Here is an 18,482-nt window from a genome sequence, read left to right on the forward strand (position 1 = left end):
GGTCTCGGTGCCCGGCCGGGCGGCGCCAGGGGCTAATCCCACAACGGGACCTCCGTACCGCGTCCCTCGGCGATGGCTCGCTCGGCGAGTGCGTGTGCGACCGCGATATCGGTGAGCACCAGGCCGCTGTTGTAGACGAAGATGCGCTCGTCCTCGGAGCGGCGGGCGACGGCACGGCGACTGAGGATCTGCGGCAACTCCGCATCCACCTGGCGCAGTCTTCCATCGGGACCGGCCATGTCGGTGCCGGTGAGCGCCATTTGCTCGGCGCTGGTCGCGATGACGCGGTCGGCATCGATGAGGGTCGAGGGCGCGAGCCCGTAGCCGACGAGCACCGCCACCGCTCCTGGCGCGAGATCCTCGTACTCGATGGCGACTTCGGTCCCCGGGCCCGCCGTTGCGAGCACCACGTCGGCGGCGCCCGCGGCGGCGCGCGGATCCTCCACCGTTTCCAGCAGTGCGTGCGGGTTGTAGAAGGCGAGCTGGCGGCGAACCGCCTCCAGACCCTCCGGGTGCGTGCCGTACAGCATCAGCTTGCGTAGCTGCGGATTTGCGGCGAGCAAGTGCGGCAGTGCATTTCGGCCCTGTGTACCGGTGCCGATCAGCAGCACGCTCTCGGCGCCGCGCCGTACCGTCTCCCGGACGAGCAAGGCCGTGACCGCGGGTGTCCGCAGCGCGCCGACCCGCGCGCAATCCATCATGGCGATCGGTGCACCGGTGGCGTCGTCGTAGAGGGTGATCGTCGTGTAGTAACGCTTGGTGCTGCGGTCATGGCCTGGATCGAATTTGTAGGAGGTTTTCATGGCCACCACCCGACGCCTGCCATCGCGGCCGAGCATGGCGTAGGCCACCGACCAGCCATCCGGATTCGCGACACTGAGCTTGCGAGGGTTGTCCGAATCTCCCGCGGCGAAGGCCAGATACGCCTCCTCCACGGCGCGTACGACATCGCCGGGTGTGATGGGAACGTCGGCGAGGTCGCTGCGGCTCAGCACACGCAGCGGTGTGCTCCGGTCACGCGTGTTCAACGGTTCCTCGATCATCAGCTGTGTCCCGCTCTGCTCCGGCCGAGGCGGGGCCTCGGCCTGCACCCGCTCGAATCGGTACTGCTCCGCCGGTCGCGAGCGGGGCAGTGCGAGCCGAGCGGAACGGGGCGACGATCTGTTGCCCATAGCCATTCTCGTCGGCCTCGGCGGCGCGGCGACGTCGTTCGGGCAAGCGGACGTTCACCCGCTTGAGCCATCGATCGGTGCCGTCGTAACGCGCGGTGAACGGTACCCGACCGTGCACGGCGACGTCATTGTCGACCAGCAGCATCTGACCGGGTGTGAGGGCCGCGGTGACACAGACGCGCTCCAGCTCCGCGGTGAGGCGTGCGTAGGCACTGCGGAATTCGGCGTCGGCGTCGGCGAGCGGGGTGTAGGCGGGGTCGTATCGAAGCGTCAGATCTGTTGTGTCGCGGGTGGATTCGGCGTGCCAGAGGGTGGGCAGCGCAATCGCCGGGTAGCGCTCGTGGCCGCGACCGTATGACACGTCGGGAAGGATCGGCAGCGTCGGGGCGCTGAGCAGAGTGCGTTGTGCCGCGGTGAGTTCGGTGCGGCGCACCGAGGAGACGGTGGTGCCGACCCGATCCGGATTGCGCAGGCACGCGAGCATCAGCAGGTTGGCCCGCTGCGGGTGGAACGCGTCCTCGGTGTGCGGGCTGAGCAGTGTTTTGCTACTCGCGCCCGACTGTTCGTGTTCGTGGCCGGGCGACGGGACGATGTTGTTGACAAGGCGACCACCCTGCTGGCCGTGCCAGCCGAATGGTTCGCCTGCGCTCCTGGCGAGCAGCAGCATGACGATATCGAGATGGAAAGAGCTTGCGCGACGGGCTGTTTCGCCGCTCCACTGCGCCGCGTCGTGCCAGCTGGGCGGGGTCGGGCCGAATTCTTCGTCGGTCAGCGGGAGTTTGCTGACGATGGTCGCGCCCGCGGCGGTGGCGGGTGGGCGCATCGCCATGCGTACGCCGGCGGGCAGTTCGCCGACGCGGCCATCGATCTGCGCGAGCAGTTCGGGATCGGTCAGCGTGCGCGCCACATGCGCGGCACCACCGGCGCGGCTGTCCAGTGTGGTGCATATCTCTGCCGCCAGCTCGCGGACCGCACGCCCGGCGGCGGTCGGCAGCTCGCGATGTTCGATGTCCTGCGGGTGAAACGTCTTACGTTCGGCGAGAACGCTTTTCACCGGGGGTTCCCTTCTTCGCATCGGGTCGAAAAGCAGGTGGGGACGATTCGATCTGCGAAGCTATCGCCTATCGGCGCCTTAAGCAAGGCTTACCTAAGCGAGTCGGTAAAAATAGCAAGAATGCATCACTGAGATTATGTCCTCCCGCGGGGAGCCGAAGCCAGCTGATGACGCCGATTGCTGGGTGGTGGCTGGGTATTACGTCGACGGCGACCTCTGCATCAGGTTATGGATACCGGCGAGCCGTCGCACTCATTAGGCTAGCCTGTCCTAGCCCGGATTGCTATTGTTCGCGATCGCGCGTGGGCGCCACAAGGAAGGCAGCACGATGGGATGGAACCGGCGGCAGCTTCTGCGGTCAGGTCTTGGAGTCGGCGCGGTCCTGCTGGTCGCCGCGTGTTCGGAGACCGGCAACTCCACGGGGTCCGCACGTCAGGGTGGCACGCTGCGGGTCGGCGCGCTCGGCACCGCGGCGCGGATCGAACGCGACCCGCACGCGAATCTCAGCAATGACAGCGACTTCCTGATCGCCTCGCTGGTGTACGACGCGCTGACGGTCCCGGCCGCCGACCCGAATGTCGCCGGACGCCTTGCCAGTCGGTGGGAACCCGATGCCGAGCGCCGCCGCTGGACCTTCACGATCGCCGACGGCGCGACCTTCCACGACGGCACGCCGGTGACCTCCGAGGACGTGGTCTGGTCACTGCGCAGGCTGCGCACCGTGGGTGGTGCGTCGAAAATGCCCGCGGCGGCCGACGACATCACCGCGGACGGCCCGAACCGGGTGGTGATCGCGCTGCCCGAGCCGAATACCCAACTGCCGCTGCTGGTCCGGCTGATGACCTTCACGGTCAAGAAGGACACCACCGACTTCACCGAGGCCATCGGCACTGGACCGTTCCGGCTGGAGTCATACCAGGGCGGCAACGCCCGGCTGGTGCGCAACGACCGCTGGCACGGCGCGCCACCGCTGCTGGACGCCATCGAGATCACCATGTTCGACAGCGTCACCGCGCTCGGGAACGCGGTGCTCGGCGGGCAGATCGACCTCGCGTCGAATGTCGGCGCCATCGCGGGGCGCACCGCGGCGGGACGCGGCGATCTGCAAGTGGTCAGGCGGCCGGACGACACCATGGTCGGCGTCGCGATGCGGACCTCGGACGGACCGTTCGCCGATCCACGGGTCCGGCAGGCGATCCGGCTCGGCGTCGACCGGAACGCTCTGGTGAATCAGGTGCATTCGGGCTATGGCACCGTCGCCGACGACGTTCTCGGTACCGCGGATCCGGCTTACGATCGCAGCATCCCGCAGCGCGCCCGCGACATCGAGCGCGCGAAAACGCTACTGCGCGAGGCCGGTTTCGATACCGGAAAGAGCTACCCGTTCCTCACCAAGGCCGAAGCGCCCGGCGAGGTCGAGTCGGCCAAGGTGATCGCGACCCAACTCGCCGACATCGGTCTGCGCCTGGAGGTTCTCACCCAGGAATCGAACGCCTTCTACGACCAGACCTGGCTGAAGGCGTCGCTCTACACGGTCTCGTGGGGCACCAACGATTCCACCCTCTTCCTCGCATCGAAGCTGATGACCAGCGGCTCCAACCGCAACGAAACCGGCTTCAAGGACGCTGAATTCGACGCCGCCACCACGAAAGCGCTCGCTGCGTCCAATGATTCGGAATACACCCAAGCCTGCCGCACCGTGCAGCGCATCCAGTACGACCGGGGCGGCTACCTGGTGTGGGGCATGGCCGACGGCATCGATATCGCCTCGGCGCGGGTGCGGGACCTGCCGGTGCTCGGCGGTTTCGCCAGGGTGCAGCTGGAAAGAGCCTGGCTGGCGTAGTGATCTCTCTCGCGCGCTTACTCCTTCGCCGCATTGCCCTGCTGATCGCGCTGCTGGCAACGGTTTTCGTGGCCATCGACCTGCTGCCGGGCAACACCGCGCGCGCCGTGCTCGGCCGCGACGCCACACCGGACCGGATCGCGGCCAAGGAGCGCGAACTCGGGCTGGACCGGCCGCTGCCGGTGCGCTTCGCCGACTGGATATCGGGGGTGGCGACCGGCGATTTCGGCCGCACCGCCCGCGGCCGGTCGATCAATGAGTTACTCGCCGACAAGTTTCCGCCGACGCTGCTGCTCGGCGGGCTCGCACTCGCGCTGACCGTCGCGGTGTCGCTGCTGCTCGGGACGTGGTGGGCGGCGCGCGACGGCGGCGCGCTGCGCGGCACGCTGCAACCGGCGAGCACGGTCGCGGCGGCGGTGCCCGAGTTCGTCGTGGCCACCCTGCTGATTATGGTGTTCTCGCTGGCGCTCGGCTGGTTGCCCGCCGTCACCGTCACCGGGCGCTCCGGTCTTCCGGCGAGCCCGGACATGCTGGTGCTGCCGGTGCTGGCCCTCGCGGTACCGCAGACCGGATGGAACACGCGCGTGGTGCGGGCCGCCCTGCTCGACGCCGCCAGGTCACCGCACGTGGAAAGCGCACTGCTGGACGGACTCTCGACCCGAACCGTGCTCCTACGGCACACGCTGCCCTTCGCATTGCCGACCATCGTGGCCAGCTTCGCGACCACCGTCGGCGTCCTGCTCGGCGGATCCCTGGTGGTCGAGACCATCTTCAACTACCCGGGCCTCGGCGCCCTGCTCGCCGGTTCGGTAGCCGACCGCGACACTTCCCTGGTCGCCGCAGTCGTAGCCTTGTCCGGCGTCGTCATCATGATCATGCTCGCCGCCGCCGACGGCATCCGCGCCTGGTCGCTGCGGGGGCGCGGATGAGAACAGTGCAGCGTGCGGGATGTGGGTCGGCAGCACGGACGGACGGTCGGCGATGACTGCCGGTAGCAGCTTCAGGGTCGTGTCGCGTTGGGCGGGATGGCCGCTCGGTCGCCGCGTCTCGAGGTCCAGGCGGTCGATATCGCGGAATGCGTACGGTCTCCGCGCGGCCGATGTCGTCATGATCGAGGTTCGCGATGCTGAAGGGGTGTGGTCGCTGTGCGGGCACTGATGGCACCGCTGACCGTGCACCGCGTGCGGTTGCTGACGGTGCTGCCCGCTGTCGTCGTGATGCTTGTCGCGGTGGTGGGACCGGCGTTGGCGCCGCATGCGGCCGAGACGCCGGTCGGCATTCCGTTCACACGGCCCGGCGGGGGCGCGTGGCTGGGCACGGATCGGCTCGGGCGTGATGTGCTGAGCCAATTGCTCTATGGCGGTTGGGGGCTGCTGTTGCTCGCCGCGGTGATCGCGGTGGCGGTGACGGCGCTGTCCTGTGTGCTCGGTGCTGTTGCCGCGCTGCGTCCGAGGGTCGGTGTGGTGATCGAGCGGGCGAGCGATTTCGCGATGCTGGTACCCGCCGTCCTCGGGATCCTGCTGGTGCTGACCGCGTGGCCGGATGCGGGCACGTATGGGCTCATCGTGGTCGCGCTGCTGTTCGGTATGCCCTATTGCGCCAGGGTTTTCACTGCCGCGGCCGCCGGTGTCGCTGCCAGTGGTTATGTCGAGAGCGCGCAGGCCAGCGGGGAATCGTTGACACACCTGGTGTTCGGTGAGGTGATTCCGAATCTTCGTGAAGTGCTCGCGGCGCAACTCGGCCTGCGTTTCGTCGCGGGCATCTATCTGGTGAGCACGGCTTCGTTCCTGCAACTACCCACCACACTCGGCGCGAGCAACTGGGCGGTCATGGTGCGCGAGAACGCCTCCGGGATGCTGCTCAATCCCTGGGCGGTACTCGCGCCGAGCCTGGCGATCGCGATTGTCGCGGTGAGCGTGAATCTGGCGGTCTCGGTATTCGGGCGAGGGGAGCAGGCATGAACGCACCGGTCGCCGTCGATACCTTGACGGTGTGCGGCTCGAACGGTCAGGAACTGCTCGGCCCCACCACCTTCGGAATTCCCGCAGGCACCGTCACCGCACTCACCGGTCCCTCCGGCTCGGGCAAAACGACTCTGATGCGCGCCTTGCTGGGTCACCTGCCCGCGGGCGCCAGCCGATCAGCGGGCGCCGCGCGGGTCGCAGGCCACGACCCGTTCACGCTGACCCACGGTGCGCTGCAACGCTTCCGCCGCGACCACATCGCCTATGTCGGTCAAGATCCGGGCTCCGCGCTCAATCCGCTGATGCGGGTGCGGACTCTGCTCGGTGAGGTCAGCCGGGACCGTTCCCGCGATGCGGAGCTCGAGACACTCGAGCTGGTCGGCCTGTCCGCCGAACACCTGCGCCGCCACCCCGGCGAACTCTCCGGCGGCCAGCAGCGTCGCGTCGCCCTCGCCCGCGCTCTGGTCCGACACACCGACGTGCTCGTCCTCGACGAGCCCCTTGCCGGCCTGCACGGCGCCCTGCGCACCGAAATCGCCCGCGTCCTCGCCGACATCGCCACCCATCGTTCAGTGGCAATCCTGCTCTCCGGCCACGACACCGCCGCAGTCCACGCCATCGCCGATGACATCGTGGAACTCGGTGTCGCACAGCCACGCCCGCGTCACCCGATCGCTACTCACCACCTGGTCGCCGCGACCGCAGGCGCACGCCGCAACGGAGCCCATGCCACGACAGCGGAACGCACCCAACTCCCGATCGCAGACGGCAGCCCTGAAAACGCGCAGGCCGAGGGGGTCCTCGCTGCCGACCGCCGGGACATTCAGCCACCAGCCCAGCCCGCGGAGCAGGTATTGCGCGTCCGGAATCTGGGTGCCTCGATGGCCGGTCACCCGGTGTTGGCAGATATCGACCTCACGCTGCGCCGAGGTTCCGCACTCGCGATCGTCGGCGCGTCCGGCGCGGGCAAGACCACCCTTGCCCGAGTAATCGCAGGCTTGCACCGCGACGCCACCGGAACGCTCGAATTGCACGGCGAGCCGATCCCTATCGGCCCACGCCGGCGAATCCGCAACGGCAGCAACGGCATCCAGCTGGTGACTCAGAATCCCAGATCGGCCCTCAACCCGCGCCGAACCGTCGCCCAAACCCTGGGCCGCCCGCTTCGGCGCATCGGCGGCATACCGAAGAAACAACTGGCACAACGGGTCACCGACCTGCTGAACTCGGTCGAACTGGCCCCCGGCCTTGCAACTCGCTACCCCCACCAACTATCCGGCGGTCAGCGTCAACGAGTAGCCCTCGCGCGCGCACTGGCCGCCGCCCCCGCCGTCCTGGTCTGCGACGAAATCACCTCCGCCCTGGACCAAACCACCGCATCCGCGATCATGACCCTGCTCGATCACATCCGCTCCGACCACAACACCGCGCTGCTCGTCATCACCCACGACATCCCCCTGGCCGCCGCCCATTGTCCGCAAGTAGTCGTCCTCGACCACGGCCGAATCGTCGAATCCGGCAACACCCCCACGATCCTCGAATCCCCGACCCACAACGCCACCAGAGAACTCCTTCCTTAGCCCCGGAGCCGGCGCTGACCCGAGCCATACCCCATTCGTGTGTGCGTGTCTCTGCCCGAGCGATACACGACGGAGAGCCTTGTGAAGTGGTTCCACCGAGGGGTTTCCGCAGGCCCAGGTGGTGCTGATGGTTGGGCGCGCTCCGGTTTCGAGGAAGTGGTTTCGGCGGATCTGGATGATGGAGGGATGCTTCCGAAGAAGACCGGCGTTCTGGCCGCTGCGATGGTGGTTGTCGCGCTTGCCGGTTGTGGAGGTGAACGCAATCTGCCTCCGATTCCCGAGGGTATTCCGCCGGGGCCCGGTACGGCGTTGCCCGCGATCGATCTGGATGCGCCGGGTCGGACCGCAGTGCAGTTGCGTGGTTGGGCCGACGAGCAGGCCGAACGGCTCGGCATTCCGTCGATCGCTTTGGAGGCCTACGGGTACGCGGCGGCGGTGCTGACCCGATCGCGGCCCGACTGCGGCATCGCGTGGACGACCCTCGCGGGCATCGCGAGTGTGGAAAGCAAGCACGGCACCCATCGCGGTGCGGAGGTCGGCGCCGACGGCTCCGTGCGCCCGTCGATCATCGGCATCCCGCTGGACGGGTCCCCCGGCGTCGCGCTCGTGCGTGACACCGACGGCGGCAAGCTCGACGGCGACCCGGTCTACGACCGAGCACTCGGCCCACTGCAATTCATCCCCGAAACCTGGAAACGCTGGGGCGTCGACGCCAACGGCGACGGCGTGATCGATCCGCAGAACATCGACGATGCCGCGCTTACCGCCGCCCGCTACCTCTGCGCCAGCGGTGGCGACCTGACCTCGGAGGGCGGCTGGCAAAGCGCGCTCCTCACCTACAACCAGTCCAACACCTACCTCCTCACGGTTCGCGACCGCGCCGCCGCCTACAGCGTCGGCCGCCGCGCATAACTCGCACTTCAACCCGATGGGTCCGCACACCCGAGTCCTCGCCTCGGGGTCCGTACTCGAGGGGCCCCATCTCACGCACTCGGTACAGATCCCGAGGTATGGCGCTGTGCTTGCCACCGCGTCGACCGTCACGATGCGGTAGACCCGGCACCACCGCTTCGGGCAGCGCTGGTGGTCCGGGGGCGTGCGATTCGGCGGCCGGTGTGGTTTTCGGGGTGTGGTGGCGGTAGATCGAGTGCACGGATCGGGCCGCGTCGATCGGCGTGATGTGGTGGATCGGGTGCACAGATCAGGGCGCGCCGACCGGGGCGATGTGGCAGAGCGGGTGCGGGGCGTTAGGCTCGCAGGCGCACGGTCCTCCCGTGTTACCCACCGTGCCAGCAGCCGAAGGAGTGTCGTTTTCGTGGCCATCATCGAACAGGTCGGAGCGCGCGAGATCCTGGATTCTCGCGGCAACCCCACTGTCGAGGTCGAGATCGCCCTCGACGACGGCACCCTGACCCGGGCAGCAGTGCCCTCGGGCGCCTCTACCGGCGAGCACGAGGCCGTCGAACTTCGTGACGGCGGCGAACGCTACGGCGGCAAGGGCGTGCAGAAGGCCGTCGAGGGTGTGCTCGACGAGATCGCGCCCGCCGTCATCGGCTTGGACGCCGTCGAGCAGCGCACCGTCGACCAGGTGCTGCTCGACCTCGATGGCACCCCCGACAAGTCGCGCCTCGGCGCCAACGCGCTGCTCGGCGTCTCGCTCGCCGTGGCGCGCGCCGCCGCCGAATCCTCGGGGCTGGAGCTGTTCCGCTACCTCGGCGGCCCGAACGCGCACGTGCTCCCGGTACCGATGATGAACATCCTCAACGGTGGCGCGCATGCCGACAGCGGCGTGGACGTGCAGGAATTCATGGTCGCCCCGATCGGCGCTGCCACGTTCAAGGAGTCTCTGCGCTGGGGCACCGAGGTGTACCACGCGCTCAAGTCGGTGCTGAAGTCGAAGGGCCTGTCGACCGGCCTCGGTGACGAGGGCGGCTTCGCGCCGTCGGTGGCGGGCACCAAGGAAGCGCTCGACCTGATCAGCGTCGCCATCGCGAAGACCGGCCTGAAGCTCGGCACCGATGTCGCGCTTGCGCTCGATGTCGCGGCCACCGAGTTCTACACCTCGGGCAGCGGCTACAAGTTCGAGGGCAGTGTTCGCACCGCCGCCGAGATGACGCAGTTCTACGCGGAACTGCTCACCGCCTACCCGCTGGTCTCCATCGAGGACCCGCTGTCGGAGGACGACTGGGACGGCTGGGTCGCGCTCACCGACGAGATCGGCGACAAGATCCAGATCGTCGGCGACGACCTTTTCGTCACCAACCCGGAGCGTCTGGAAGAGGGCATCGCCAAGGGCGCGGCCAACGCGCTGCTGGTGAAGGTCAACCAGATCGGCACGCTCACCGAGACTTTGGACGCGGTGGAGCTGGCGCATCGCAATGGCTACAAGACCATGATGAGCCACCGGTCCGGCGAGACCGAGGACACCACCATCGCCGACCTCGCAGTCGCGGTCGGCAGTGGCCAGATCAAAACCGGTGCGCCGGCGCGGAGCGAGCGGGTCGCCAAGTACAACCAGCTGCTGCGTATCGAAGACGCGCTCGGGGACTCGGCGCGCTACGCGGGTGACGTCGCGTTCCCGCGGTTCGCGTTCGAAGGCTAGTCACTAGGGGAGCAGTATGACGGAGCGACGTGCGCGTGGTACCAGTCCGGCCGGACGCGGGAACCGCCGCACGTCGCGTGCCGTCAGGCCGCGCCCTGCCGACACCACCGCCCGGCCCGCCGCCGCGCGCACCCCGCGCAAGCGGGCGGATTCGGACAAGAAAGCTGCGCCAATCGAAGCGCGGGCCGGTGCGCACGACGACCGGCATGATCACACCATCCTCGGCCTGTCCACCGGTAAAGCGGTAGTCCTCGCCATCGTGGTGTGCGCATTGGCACTCACCCTGGCGGTGCCACTGCGCACCTACTTCACGCAGCGGGCCGAGGCGGCGAACTTGGCGCAGCAGCGCACCGAGCTGGAATCCGATCTGGCCCGGTTGCGTGATCGCCGTGCGCAGCAACAGGATCCGGCCTACGTCAAGTCCGAGGCCAGGGACCGCCTGCGGCTGGTGATGCCCGGTGAGACGCCCTATATCGTGCAGGTGCCCGGCATCGAAGCACCCGCCCAGCCGACCGCGGCGCCCAAATCGAAGGCGCCCGATCCCTGGTACACCGAGCTGTGGCGCAGCATCTCTCAACCGCAGGCTCCCGCGGCCGATCCGGTAGCGCCGACACCGCCTGCCGCGCCGCCCCTGCCAGGACCGGAAGGACCCAGGTGACCGAACCGACCGACCGCGATCTCGAAATCATCGCCAAGCAGCTCGGCCGCGAACCGCGCGGTGTGCTCGCCGTCGCCTATCGCACCCCGGACGGACTGCCCGCGGTGGTGAAGACCGCGCCCAGGCTGCCTGACGGCACGCCTTTCCCGACGCTGTACTACCTGACCGACCCGAGGCTGACCGCCGAGGCGAGCAGGCAGGAATCGGCGGGTGTGATGCGGGAGATGACCGACCGGCTCGCCGCCGACCCGGAATTGGCAGCCGCCTATCGTGCCGCGCACGAGAGCTATTTGGCCGAGCGCAACGAGATCGAGTCCCTCGGCACCGATTTCACCGGTGGCGGGATGCCGGAGCGGGTGAAATGCCTGCATGTGCTGATCGCGCACGCCTTGGCGAAGGGGCCGGGCGTCAATCCGTTCGGCGACGAGGCGGTGGCGCTCGCGGCCGACAATGGTCTGCGTGGCACGGCGATTCCCGCTGACTGGCCGGCATACGACCGGCCCGAAGCGCAGGCGGACGGGCGCTGACCGGCGCTGAAACGAACCTCGCGGCGAGTGGACCTCGCGGTGGAAGTGGACGGAGCACAGCATGAGTGACCGAGTAGCAGCCGTCGACTGCGGCACCAATTCGATCCGACTATTGATCGCCGACGTGCTCGGCGACGGCCGCCTCGCGGACGTGCATCGTGAGATGCGTATCGTCCGGCTCGGTCAGGGCGTCGACGCCACCGGCTCGCTGGCTCCCGAGGCCATCGAACGCACCAGGCTCGCGCTGGCCGATTACGCGGTATTGATGCGCGAGGCCGGTGTCAGCCGGGTGCGGATGGTCGCCACCTCCGCCACTCGCGATGCCTCCAACCGGGAAGACTTCTTCGCCATGGCCCGTGCCGAACTCGGCGCCGTGGTGCCCGGCGCGGAGGCCGAGGTGATCACCGGCGACGAGGAGGCGCGGCTGTCCTTCACCGGAGCGGTCGGCGAATTATCCAGCGAGCGTGGCCCTTTCGTGGTCGTCGATCTGGGCGGCGGCTCGACCGAGCTCGTGCTCGGCGACAGTGACGGTGTGCGGGCCGCATTTTCGGCCGACATCGGCTGTGTCCGGATCACCGAACGCTGTCTGCCGGGCAACCCGCCGACGGCCGACCAGGTCAGCGCCGCAAGGGAATTCGCCGCGCAGCGACTAGCCGAGGCTTTCGCGCGCGTTCCCGTCGAGAGCGCGCACACATGGGTCGGCGTCGCGGGCACCATGACCACCATCGCCGCCGTCGCCCTGAATCTCCCCGAATACGACTCCGAGCGAGTCCATCTGACCCGCCTGAACGCGGATCAGATCCACGCGGTCTGCGACAGTCTGATCGCCATGAATCACGACCAGCGCGCCGCCCTCGGTCCCATGCATCCCGGCCGCGTCGACGTCATCGGCGGCGGTGCGGTGATCACCGAGGTGCTCGCCGACGAATTATCTCGGCGTGCAGGCATCTCCGAACTCATCGTCAGTGAGCACGACATCCTCGACGGCATCGCGCTGTCCATCGCCTGAGATCCGGTCAGGTCGCTGCTCGGGACTTGCCGACGATCAGATCGGACAGTCGTCCCAGCGACTCCTGGTTGCGCGGTTTGAGCAGCAGGCCCTGCACGGCGTTCGGCAGCAGCTGACCGGGTCCGCTCATGGCGTGTTCGGTCATTCTGATGCGCGTCACGCCCGGCGCGACCTCGTCCAGGTCCAAGCGGATGCGCGCCGAGCCGACCGGCCACAGCCGCGCCTCCAGGTCGAGCATCCGTGGTGCGTCCACCGCGCGCACCTCGGTGACATCCTGCACAGTCAGCGGCCAGAGCCCGAGGCTGTAGTGGATACGGGTGCCGACCGCGGGCCAGCCGGGATCGACTTCCCGGATATGCGACGCGCCGACCACCCAGCTCGCATACAGCCAGCCGTCGGCGAGTGCCGCGAACGCCCGCTCGGGGGTGACAGGCACGGTGACTTCGGTGTCGATCATCGATGTTCCCGCTTTCTTGGGTGGCGCCGTGACAGCACGGCGATGGTGCCGAGGAAAACGCGCGATCGGTGTCGATGGCCGCGTTGCCAAGCCTAATGCGCGGCGGACAGCATGCCTCGAAACCTGATCGCTGAAACTTTCCTACGGATGCCGGATATTTCCTGCCCGGCATGGGATGGTCGGAGCATGTCCGACGCAGCTATAACCGAGCAACCGGTCGAAGCCCGGACCCTGTTCGGTCATCCCATTGGGCTGACCAACCTTTTCGGAGTCGAACTCTGGGAACGATTCTCGTTCTACGGGATGCTCACCATCCTCGGCTACTACCTGTACTACTCGACGGCCGAGGGCGGTCTCGGGTTGTCACAGAGCACCGGCGTCGGGATCGTCGGCGCGTACGGCGGCCTGGTGTACCTGTCCACGGTGCTCGGCGGCTGGATCGCCGATCGGCTGCTCGGCATGGAGCGCACCGTGTTCTACGGCGGCGTCGTGGTGATGGCCGGACATATCGCGCTCGCGGTGTTGCCGGGCCTGGCCGGAGTCGGGGTCGGACTCGTGCTTGTCGCGCTCGGCAGCGGCGGGCTGAAGGCCAATGCGTCCTCGCTGCTCGGCACGCTCTACAAACCCGGCGATCCGCGTTTCGACGGCGGCTTCACGCTGTTCTATCTGGGGATCAACCTCGGCGCGTTCACCGGTCCGCTGCTCACCGGTCTACTGCAAAGGCATTGGGGATTCCACTACGGATTCGGCGCTGCCGCGGTCGGCATGGCGTTGGGGCTGACGCAATACGTGGTGTTCCGGCGCAACCTCGGCACCGCGGGCAGGCAGGTGCCCAATCCGTTGCCGCGCAGTGCCATCGGACCGATCGCCGCACTCCTGGTCGGCGCGGCGATCGTTGTCGCGATGGCGCTGGCAATCGGGCTGGTGAACCTGGACAACCTCTCCGAGGTCACCACCGGCGTCATCGTCGTCGCCTCGATCGTCTATTTCGCCGTCATGCTCACCAGCGCCAAGGTGAATCCGGTCGAGCGCAGCCGGGTGCGCGCGTTCATCCCGCTGTTCATCGCGAATGCCGTGTTCTGGTCACTGTTCCAGCAGATCTTCACCGTGCTCGCGGTGTACTCCGACGAGCGGATGAACTGGAGTGTCTTCGGCTGGACCGCACCATCGAACTGGATCGGCTCGGTGGAGCCGGTCTGGATCATCGTGCTGTCCCCGCTTTTCGCGGTGATGTGGACCAAGCTGGGCAATCGAGCGCCGAGCACACCGCACAAGTTCGCCATGGGTGTGATCGGCATGGGTCTGGCCTTCTGGCTGTTCGTGCTGTTCTCGGGCACCGAGGGCCAGTCCGTTCCGGCACTGGCGGTGCTCGGCATCATGGCCGCGTTCGCCGTCTCGGAGCTGCTGCTCTCGCCGATCGGCCTTTCGGTCACCACCCAGTTGGCTCCCGAAGCCTTCCGCGCCCAGATGATGGCGCTGTACTTCTTCTCGGTCGGCATCGGCACCTCGATGTCGGGCACGCTCGCCCGCTTCTACGACGCCGACCACGAATTCGCCTACTTCGGCATCACCGGCGCGGTCGCGATTCTCGCGGGACTGGTAGTCGTTGCCTTGTCACCCTTGGTGAGCCGACACATGCAAGGCGTTCACTAGCATTCAGCGAGGTCTCGAGTACCCCTTCGAGATCAACGATACAAGGAGACCGTGTGACGACTTCGCGACCCGATCGTCGAAACGCTCTGTTCCGCACCAAATCCGTGGAGCAGTCGATCCGAGACACCGACGAGCCGGACTCCAAGCTACGCAAGGATCTGACCGCCTGGGACCTCACGGTCTTCGGTGTCGCCGTCGTCGTCGGTGCCGGCATCTTCACCCTCACCGCGCGGACCGCCGGAAATGTTGCAGGGCCGTCGGTTTCGCTCGCATTCGTCTTCGCCGCGATCGCCTGTGGGCTCACGGCGCTCTGTTACGCCGAGTTCGCCTCGACCGTGCCGGTAGCGGGCAGTGCATACACGTTCTCCTACGCTACTTTTGGCGAGCTGGTCGCGTGGATCATCGGCTGGGACTTGATTTTGGAGTTCGCGCTCGCGACTTCCGTTGTGGCCAAGGGCTGGTCGCAGTACCTCGGCGAAGTGATGGGGTCCCGGCAGCCGGTCGTGCATCTCGGGTCCATCACCTTCGATTGGGGCGCAGTGCTTCTCATCGCGATTCTCGCGGTGTTGCTCGCGGTCGGAACGAAGGTCTCATCCCGGGTTTCCGCAGTGGCGGTGGCCATCAAATTGTGCGTGGTCGCGCTGGTACTCGTCGTCGGCGCCACCTATTTCGACTCGTCGAATCTGAAGCCCTACATTCCGCCGTCGCAGCCGGGAGCGGAAGGGGAGGGGCTGCACCAGTCGCTGTTCTCGTTCCTCACCGGCGCGGGCCACAGCACCTTCGGCTGGTATGGCTTGCTCGCGGCCGCCAGCCTGGTGTTCTTCGCGTTCATCGGCTTCGACGTCGTCGCGACCACCGCCGAGGAAACGAAGAACCCGCAGAAATCCTTGCCCCGGGGCATTCTCGGTTCACTGCTGATCGTCACGGTGCTCTACGTCGCGGTCTCCCTCGTGCTCACCGGAATGGTCCCCTACACCGCCCTCGCCGGTGACAATGCCACGCTGGCCACCGCCTTCGCGATCCACGGCGCGACCTGGGTGAAGAACATCATCTCCATCGGTGCGCTCGCCGGCCTGACCACCGTCGTCATGGTGATGTACCTCGGGCAGACCCGAGTGCTGTTCGCCATGTCCCGCGACGGGCTGCTGCCGCGCAAGCTGGCACACACCGGTAAGCACGGCACCCCTGTGCGCTTGACCGTCATCGTGGGCGTCATCTGTGCGATCCTGGCCGGCTTCATCGACTTCGGCACCCTCGAAGAGATGGTCAACATCGGCACCCTGTTCGCCTTCGTGCTCGTCGCCATCGGCGTGCTCATCCTGCGCCGCACCCGTCCGGACCTCCCGCGCGGCTTCCGAGTCCCCCTGGTCCCCCTCATCCCGATCCTTGGCGTCCTGGCCTGCGCGTGGCTGATGCTCAACCTCTCCGTCGAGACCTGGATCCGCTTCGTGGTCTGGATGGCTCTCGGCCTGCTCGTCTACGTCGGCTACGGCCGCCGCCACTCCGTGCTGCGCACTACCCCCGACGAAGACCCCAGCACAGCGCGGCCCGCAGACGCCACCGACTGAACCGGCGAACTCCGCGACGAGCAGCACATGAGGGCGGCGACACGCCGTGAACCTCGCCATCATGCGCCACTCGTCGCCCAGGCATGCCCATCCGGCCTAGCGTGGCAGGCACAGCCGTCCGACAGTATTTCGGTACGGCAGTACGAGTCGGTACGCTGACCGGGCGCCCCTATAGCCCAATTGGCAGAGGCAGCAGACTTAAAATCTGCAAAGTGTCGGTTCGAATCCGACTGGGGGCACGACATGAATCCGGCGTTTTACGTAGGCCGGGACGGGGTTCGGCGGTGTCGCCATCCTTGGATTCGTCACCTCTGGCTAGAACAGCCGGGTCAAGCCACGATGTCGGTGGTAGCCGCTCAGGGTCGTCGGCATCAGTCGAGGTCGTAGCGGCGATCGCCCTGAGCTGATCACGAGGGCAAGGATGTCGCACGCATGGCAGCAACGACGTCAGCTCCGAATGATCAGTCGTCCTCGCAGGCAGTTCCCCCTCGGGGCCAGGTGGCCCTGCCAGGATCCGGAGGGCGCCACGTTCCGGATCTTCGCGGCTCGCCCGTAGGAGGCGCAGAAAAAAGAGGGTCGGAGCTGGTCAGTGGCGCAGCCCGAGACGTCCACATTGGAGCACGGGGCATCATGACGCAGGGGAGGATCGGGATCCTGTCGCGGGAACGGCGCGTCGCCGATCAGACCGTCGACGGTGAACTCGCTGTCGAGCCGTAAGGCCGTTGCAGATAGCCATTCCCAGTGCCGCTTCCGGATCGTCCCTAGGCGGAACAGGTATTTCGCAGCGTAAATTCAGTGACCCCTAAAGCCTTGGCCACCACGAGGTCGATCCTTGGCGCTGCCAGCGGCCTTCAACCTATCACAGTTAACTGTGAGCATTCCTTGGGTTGAGAATCTCATCGGCGGGTCGGGGGCTCTGGATCTCCTGCGGGATTCGGTGTCTACCTGGTGCTGGAACATTCGAAACGAGTCGCGCAGTTGGTTGGTATTACAAGGTCGACAGTAGGGCGGTGGAACTGGCGGTAGCGTAGCATCAGTGATCATGGCAAATGTTAGCCATATCATTGCTGTTTTACCGGTCTGAACTGCTCCTTCGTGCTGGGACAGCCGTTAGTACCAGGTTATAGCCGTCTTGACGGTGCGGCAAGCATCTTCGACGTATTTGCGACAGGATGCCTAATGGTGCTCAAACTTGTGACCTCAGTCCATGGGCCCCGCGCTGCGGGCAACCTGATGATGGACGGATGGCTGAGGCGTCCGGCCGACGAGGACGCCGCGGATGTGTCGGCGAGGTCGGGTGCCGATCGCCATGACTTCGTCTTCCTGATCATGCGATCCGGTTGTCGTCACCGTGTTGAAAGATTCCAACAAGCCGATTTTAGCAACTTTACAGCTATATAATCGATCACCTGAAGTGAACGGTATCATCGGAGGTCGAGAATGGGCCGAAAGAGTGGCATCGAGGGCAGTCCGGACCGGTCGAAACGGTTGGAAAGCAGCTCATTCCGTTCTTCCGGAAACATGGATTCGGGTAACGGTTCCGGCGTGAGCTCCAACGGTAATGGATACACGCGACTTCCGTCATTCGATATTCTTCCATTGACAGCGGCGCAGCGGGGAATCTGGTTTGCCCAGCACCTCGCGGATTCGTCGCCGATATCTGTGGCCCAGTACGTCGAGGTCGCGGGCGAGTTGGACGCGGAGTTGCTGGCCGAGGCATGCAGAACCGCCAGTCGCGAGTTCGGATCCGGGCATATGCGCCTGATCGAGGTCGACGGAGAGCCGTGTCAGTTCGTCGACGAGGAGCATGGAGCTCCGGTGTCGGTCATGGACTTGCGCCGGCATGCCGATCCGATCGCGACTGCGCACAGAATTATGGTTCAGGATTATTCTGCTCCGCTGGACCTGCTGAATGACGACCTCATGACCAGCATTGTGTTCCAGGTCGGCGAGGAACATTTCCTGTGGTATCAGCGCGCGCACCATATCGCGCTCGACGGGTTTGCCGCGGTGACCATGCTGCACCGGGTAACCGAGTTGTACAACGCTTGGGTGAAGTCCGAGGAAGCGGCGCCGTGCGCGGCGCAGGACCTGGGCGACGTCGTCGAGCAGGATCTGGCGTATCGAGGTTCGGCGCGTTTCGACAACGACCGCGGATACTGGCTGGAGCACCTGGCAGGCGCGCCTCCCGTCGTCAGCCTGGCCGGTCGCGTGGGCAAGGCCACCATCCATCCGGCGCTGGTCAGCACAGAGCTGCCCGACGCCACCGCGCATCTACTGGAAAGTGTCGGGGGGGGGGGGGGGGGGGGCGGGGGGGGGCCCCCCCCCACAACACCGGGTCGCAGACGTAGCGAGAGCGGGGTGGCGACGCGCCAGAGTATGAGGGTGATGTGGT

15 protein-coding genes and 1 tRNA gene are annotated in these 18,482 nt (G+C 66.8%); 13 read left to right on the plus strand and 3 right to left on the minus strand.

Annotated elements, in window-relative coordinates:
- Nucleotides 1-32: 32 nt before the first annotated feature.
- Both ACFU4Z_RS23235 and ACFU4Z_RS23240 read right to left on the minus strand, forming a co-directional pair.
- Nucleotides 33-1,043, minus strand: coding sequence for an ornithine cyclodeaminase family protein (locus tag ACFU4Z_RS23235; protein WP_379066340.1), 1,011 nt, complete (start codon nt 1,041-1,043; stop codon nt 33-35).
- The gene (locus ACFU4Z_RS23240) at nt 1,015-2,226 is read right to left on the minus strand and encodes a TauD/TfdA family dioxygenase (protein WP_379066343.1); all 1,212 of its coding nucleotides are present in this window, start codon (nt 2,224-2,226) and stop codon (nt 1,015-1,017) included. Before ACFU4Z_RS23240 ends, ACFU4Z_RS23235 begins: the two co-directional genes overlap by 29 nt.
- A gap of 328 nt (nt 2,227-2,554) precedes the next feature.
- Here ACFU4Z_RS23240 and ACFU4Z_RS23245 point away from each other — a divergent pair, with 328 nt between their 5' ends.
- The 9 genes from ACFU4Z_RS23245 to ACFU4Z_RS23285 all read left to right on the plus strand — a co-directional run bounded on the left by ACFU4Z_RS23245 (nt 2,555) and on the right by ACFU4Z_RS23285 (nt 12,409).
- A complete protein-coding gene (locus ACFU4Z_RS23245) occupies nt 2,555-4,069 on the plus strand; it encodes an ABC transporter substrate-binding protein (RefSeq protein WP_379066345.1) in 1,515 nt (504 codons plus the stop codon).
- On the plus strand, nt 4,069-4,998 hold the full coding sequence (locus tag ACFU4Z_RS23250; protein WP_379066347.1) for an ABC transporter permease: 930 nt from the start codon (nt 4,069-4,071) through the stop codon (nt 4,996-4,998). The genes ACFU4Z_RS23245 and ACFU4Z_RS23250 overlap by 1 nt, the downstream gene beginning before the upstream one ends.
- A gap of 216 nt (nt 4,999-5,214) precedes the next feature.
- On the plus strand, nt 5,215-6,030 hold the full coding sequence (locus ACFU4Z_RS23255; RefSeq protein WP_379066349.1) for an ABC transporter permease: 816 nt from the start codon (nt 5,215-5,217) through the stop codon (nt 6,028-6,030).
- A complete protein-coding gene (locus tag ACFU4Z_RS23260) occupies nt 6,027-7,613 on the plus strand; it encodes an ABC transporter ATP-binding protein (RefSeq protein WP_379066351.1) in 1,587 nt (528 codons plus the stop codon). The genes ACFU4Z_RS23255 and ACFU4Z_RS23260 overlap by 4 nt, the downstream gene beginning before the upstream one ends.
- A 186-nt stretch (nt 7,614-7,799) precedes the next feature.
- Nucleotides 7,800-8,525, plus strand: coding sequence for a lytic transglycosylase domain-containing protein (locus tag ACFU4Z_RS23265; RefSeq protein WP_379066353.1), 726 nt, complete (start codon nt 7,800-7,802; stop codon nt 8,523-8,525).
- Nucleotides 8,526-8,928: 403 nt separating this feature from the next.
- Nucleotides 8,929-10,215, plus strand: a complete 1,287-nt coding sequence (eno, locus tag ACFU4Z_RS23270; protein WP_328406061.1) for a phosphopyruvate hydratase — start codon at nt 8,929-8,931, stop codon at nt 10,213-10,215.
- A gap of 16 nt (nt 10,216-10,231) precedes the next feature.
- Entirely contained in the window at nt 10,232-10,873 is a 642-nt protein-coding gene (locus ACFU4Z_RS23275) for a septum formation initiator family protein (RefSeq protein WP_379066356.1), read from the plus strand.
- On the plus strand, nt 10,870-11,400 hold the full coding sequence (locus ACFU4Z_RS23280; protein WP_379066358.1) for a DUF501 domain-containing protein: 531 nt from the start codon (nt 10,870-10,872) through the stop codon (nt 11,398-11,400). Before ACFU4Z_RS23275 ends, ACFU4Z_RS23280 begins: the two co-directional genes overlap by 4 nt.
- 61 nt (nt 11,401-11,461) lie before the next feature.
- Nucleotides 11,462-12,409 carry an exopolyphosphatase gene (locus ACFU4Z_RS23285; RefSeq protein WP_379066360.1) on the plus strand — a complete coding sequence of 316 codons (948 nt, stop codon included), beginning with the start codon at nt 11,462-11,464 and terminating at the stop codon, nt 12,407-12,409.
- Between the two features lie 7 nt (nt 12,410-12,416).
- On the opposite strand, the gene ACFU4Z_RS23290 is transcribed toward ACFU4Z_RS23285, so the two are convergent.
- Nucleotides 12,417-12,866 (minus strand): SRPBCC family protein, encoded by a 450-nt coding sequence (locus ACFU4Z_RS23290; RefSeq protein WP_379066362.1) that lies wholly within the window; start codon nt 12,864-12,866, stop codon nt 12,417-12,419.
- A gap of 186 nt (nt 12,867-13,052) precedes the next feature.
- Here ACFU4Z_RS23290 and ACFU4Z_RS23295 point away from each other — a divergent pair, with 186 nt between their 5' ends.
- From ACFU4Z_RS23295 to ACFU4Z_RS23310, 4 genes are all read left to right on the plus strand, one after another.
- Nucleotides 13,053-14,519, plus strand: a complete 1,467-nt coding sequence (locus ACFU4Z_RS23295) for a peptide MFS transporter (RefSeq protein ID WP_379066364.1) — start codon at nt 13,053-13,055, stop codon at nt 14,517-14,519.
- 53 nt (nt 14,520-14,572) lie between these two features.
- Nucleotides 14,573-16,087, plus strand: a complete 1,515-nt coding sequence (locus ACFU4Z_RS23300) for an amino acid permease (protein WP_379066366.1) — start codon at nt 14,573-14,575, stop codon at nt 16,085-16,087.
- 165 nt (nt 16,088-16,252) lie between these two features.
- Nucleotides 16,253-16,326: transfer RNA gene (locus ACFU4Z_RS23305), tRNA-Leu, on the plus strand.
- 1,306 nt (nt 16,327-17,632) lie between these two features.
- A partial coding sequence (locus tag ACFU4Z_RS23310) for a condensation domain-containing protein (protein ID WP_379066368.1) occupies nt 17,633-18,482 on the plus strand: 850 nt, incomplete at its 3' end.

This window comes from Nocardia sp. NPDC057440, from assembly GCF_042802915.1.
Taxonomy (GTDB): domain Bacteria; phylum Actinomycetota; class Actinomycetes; order Mycobacteriales; family Mycobacteriaceae; genus Nocardia.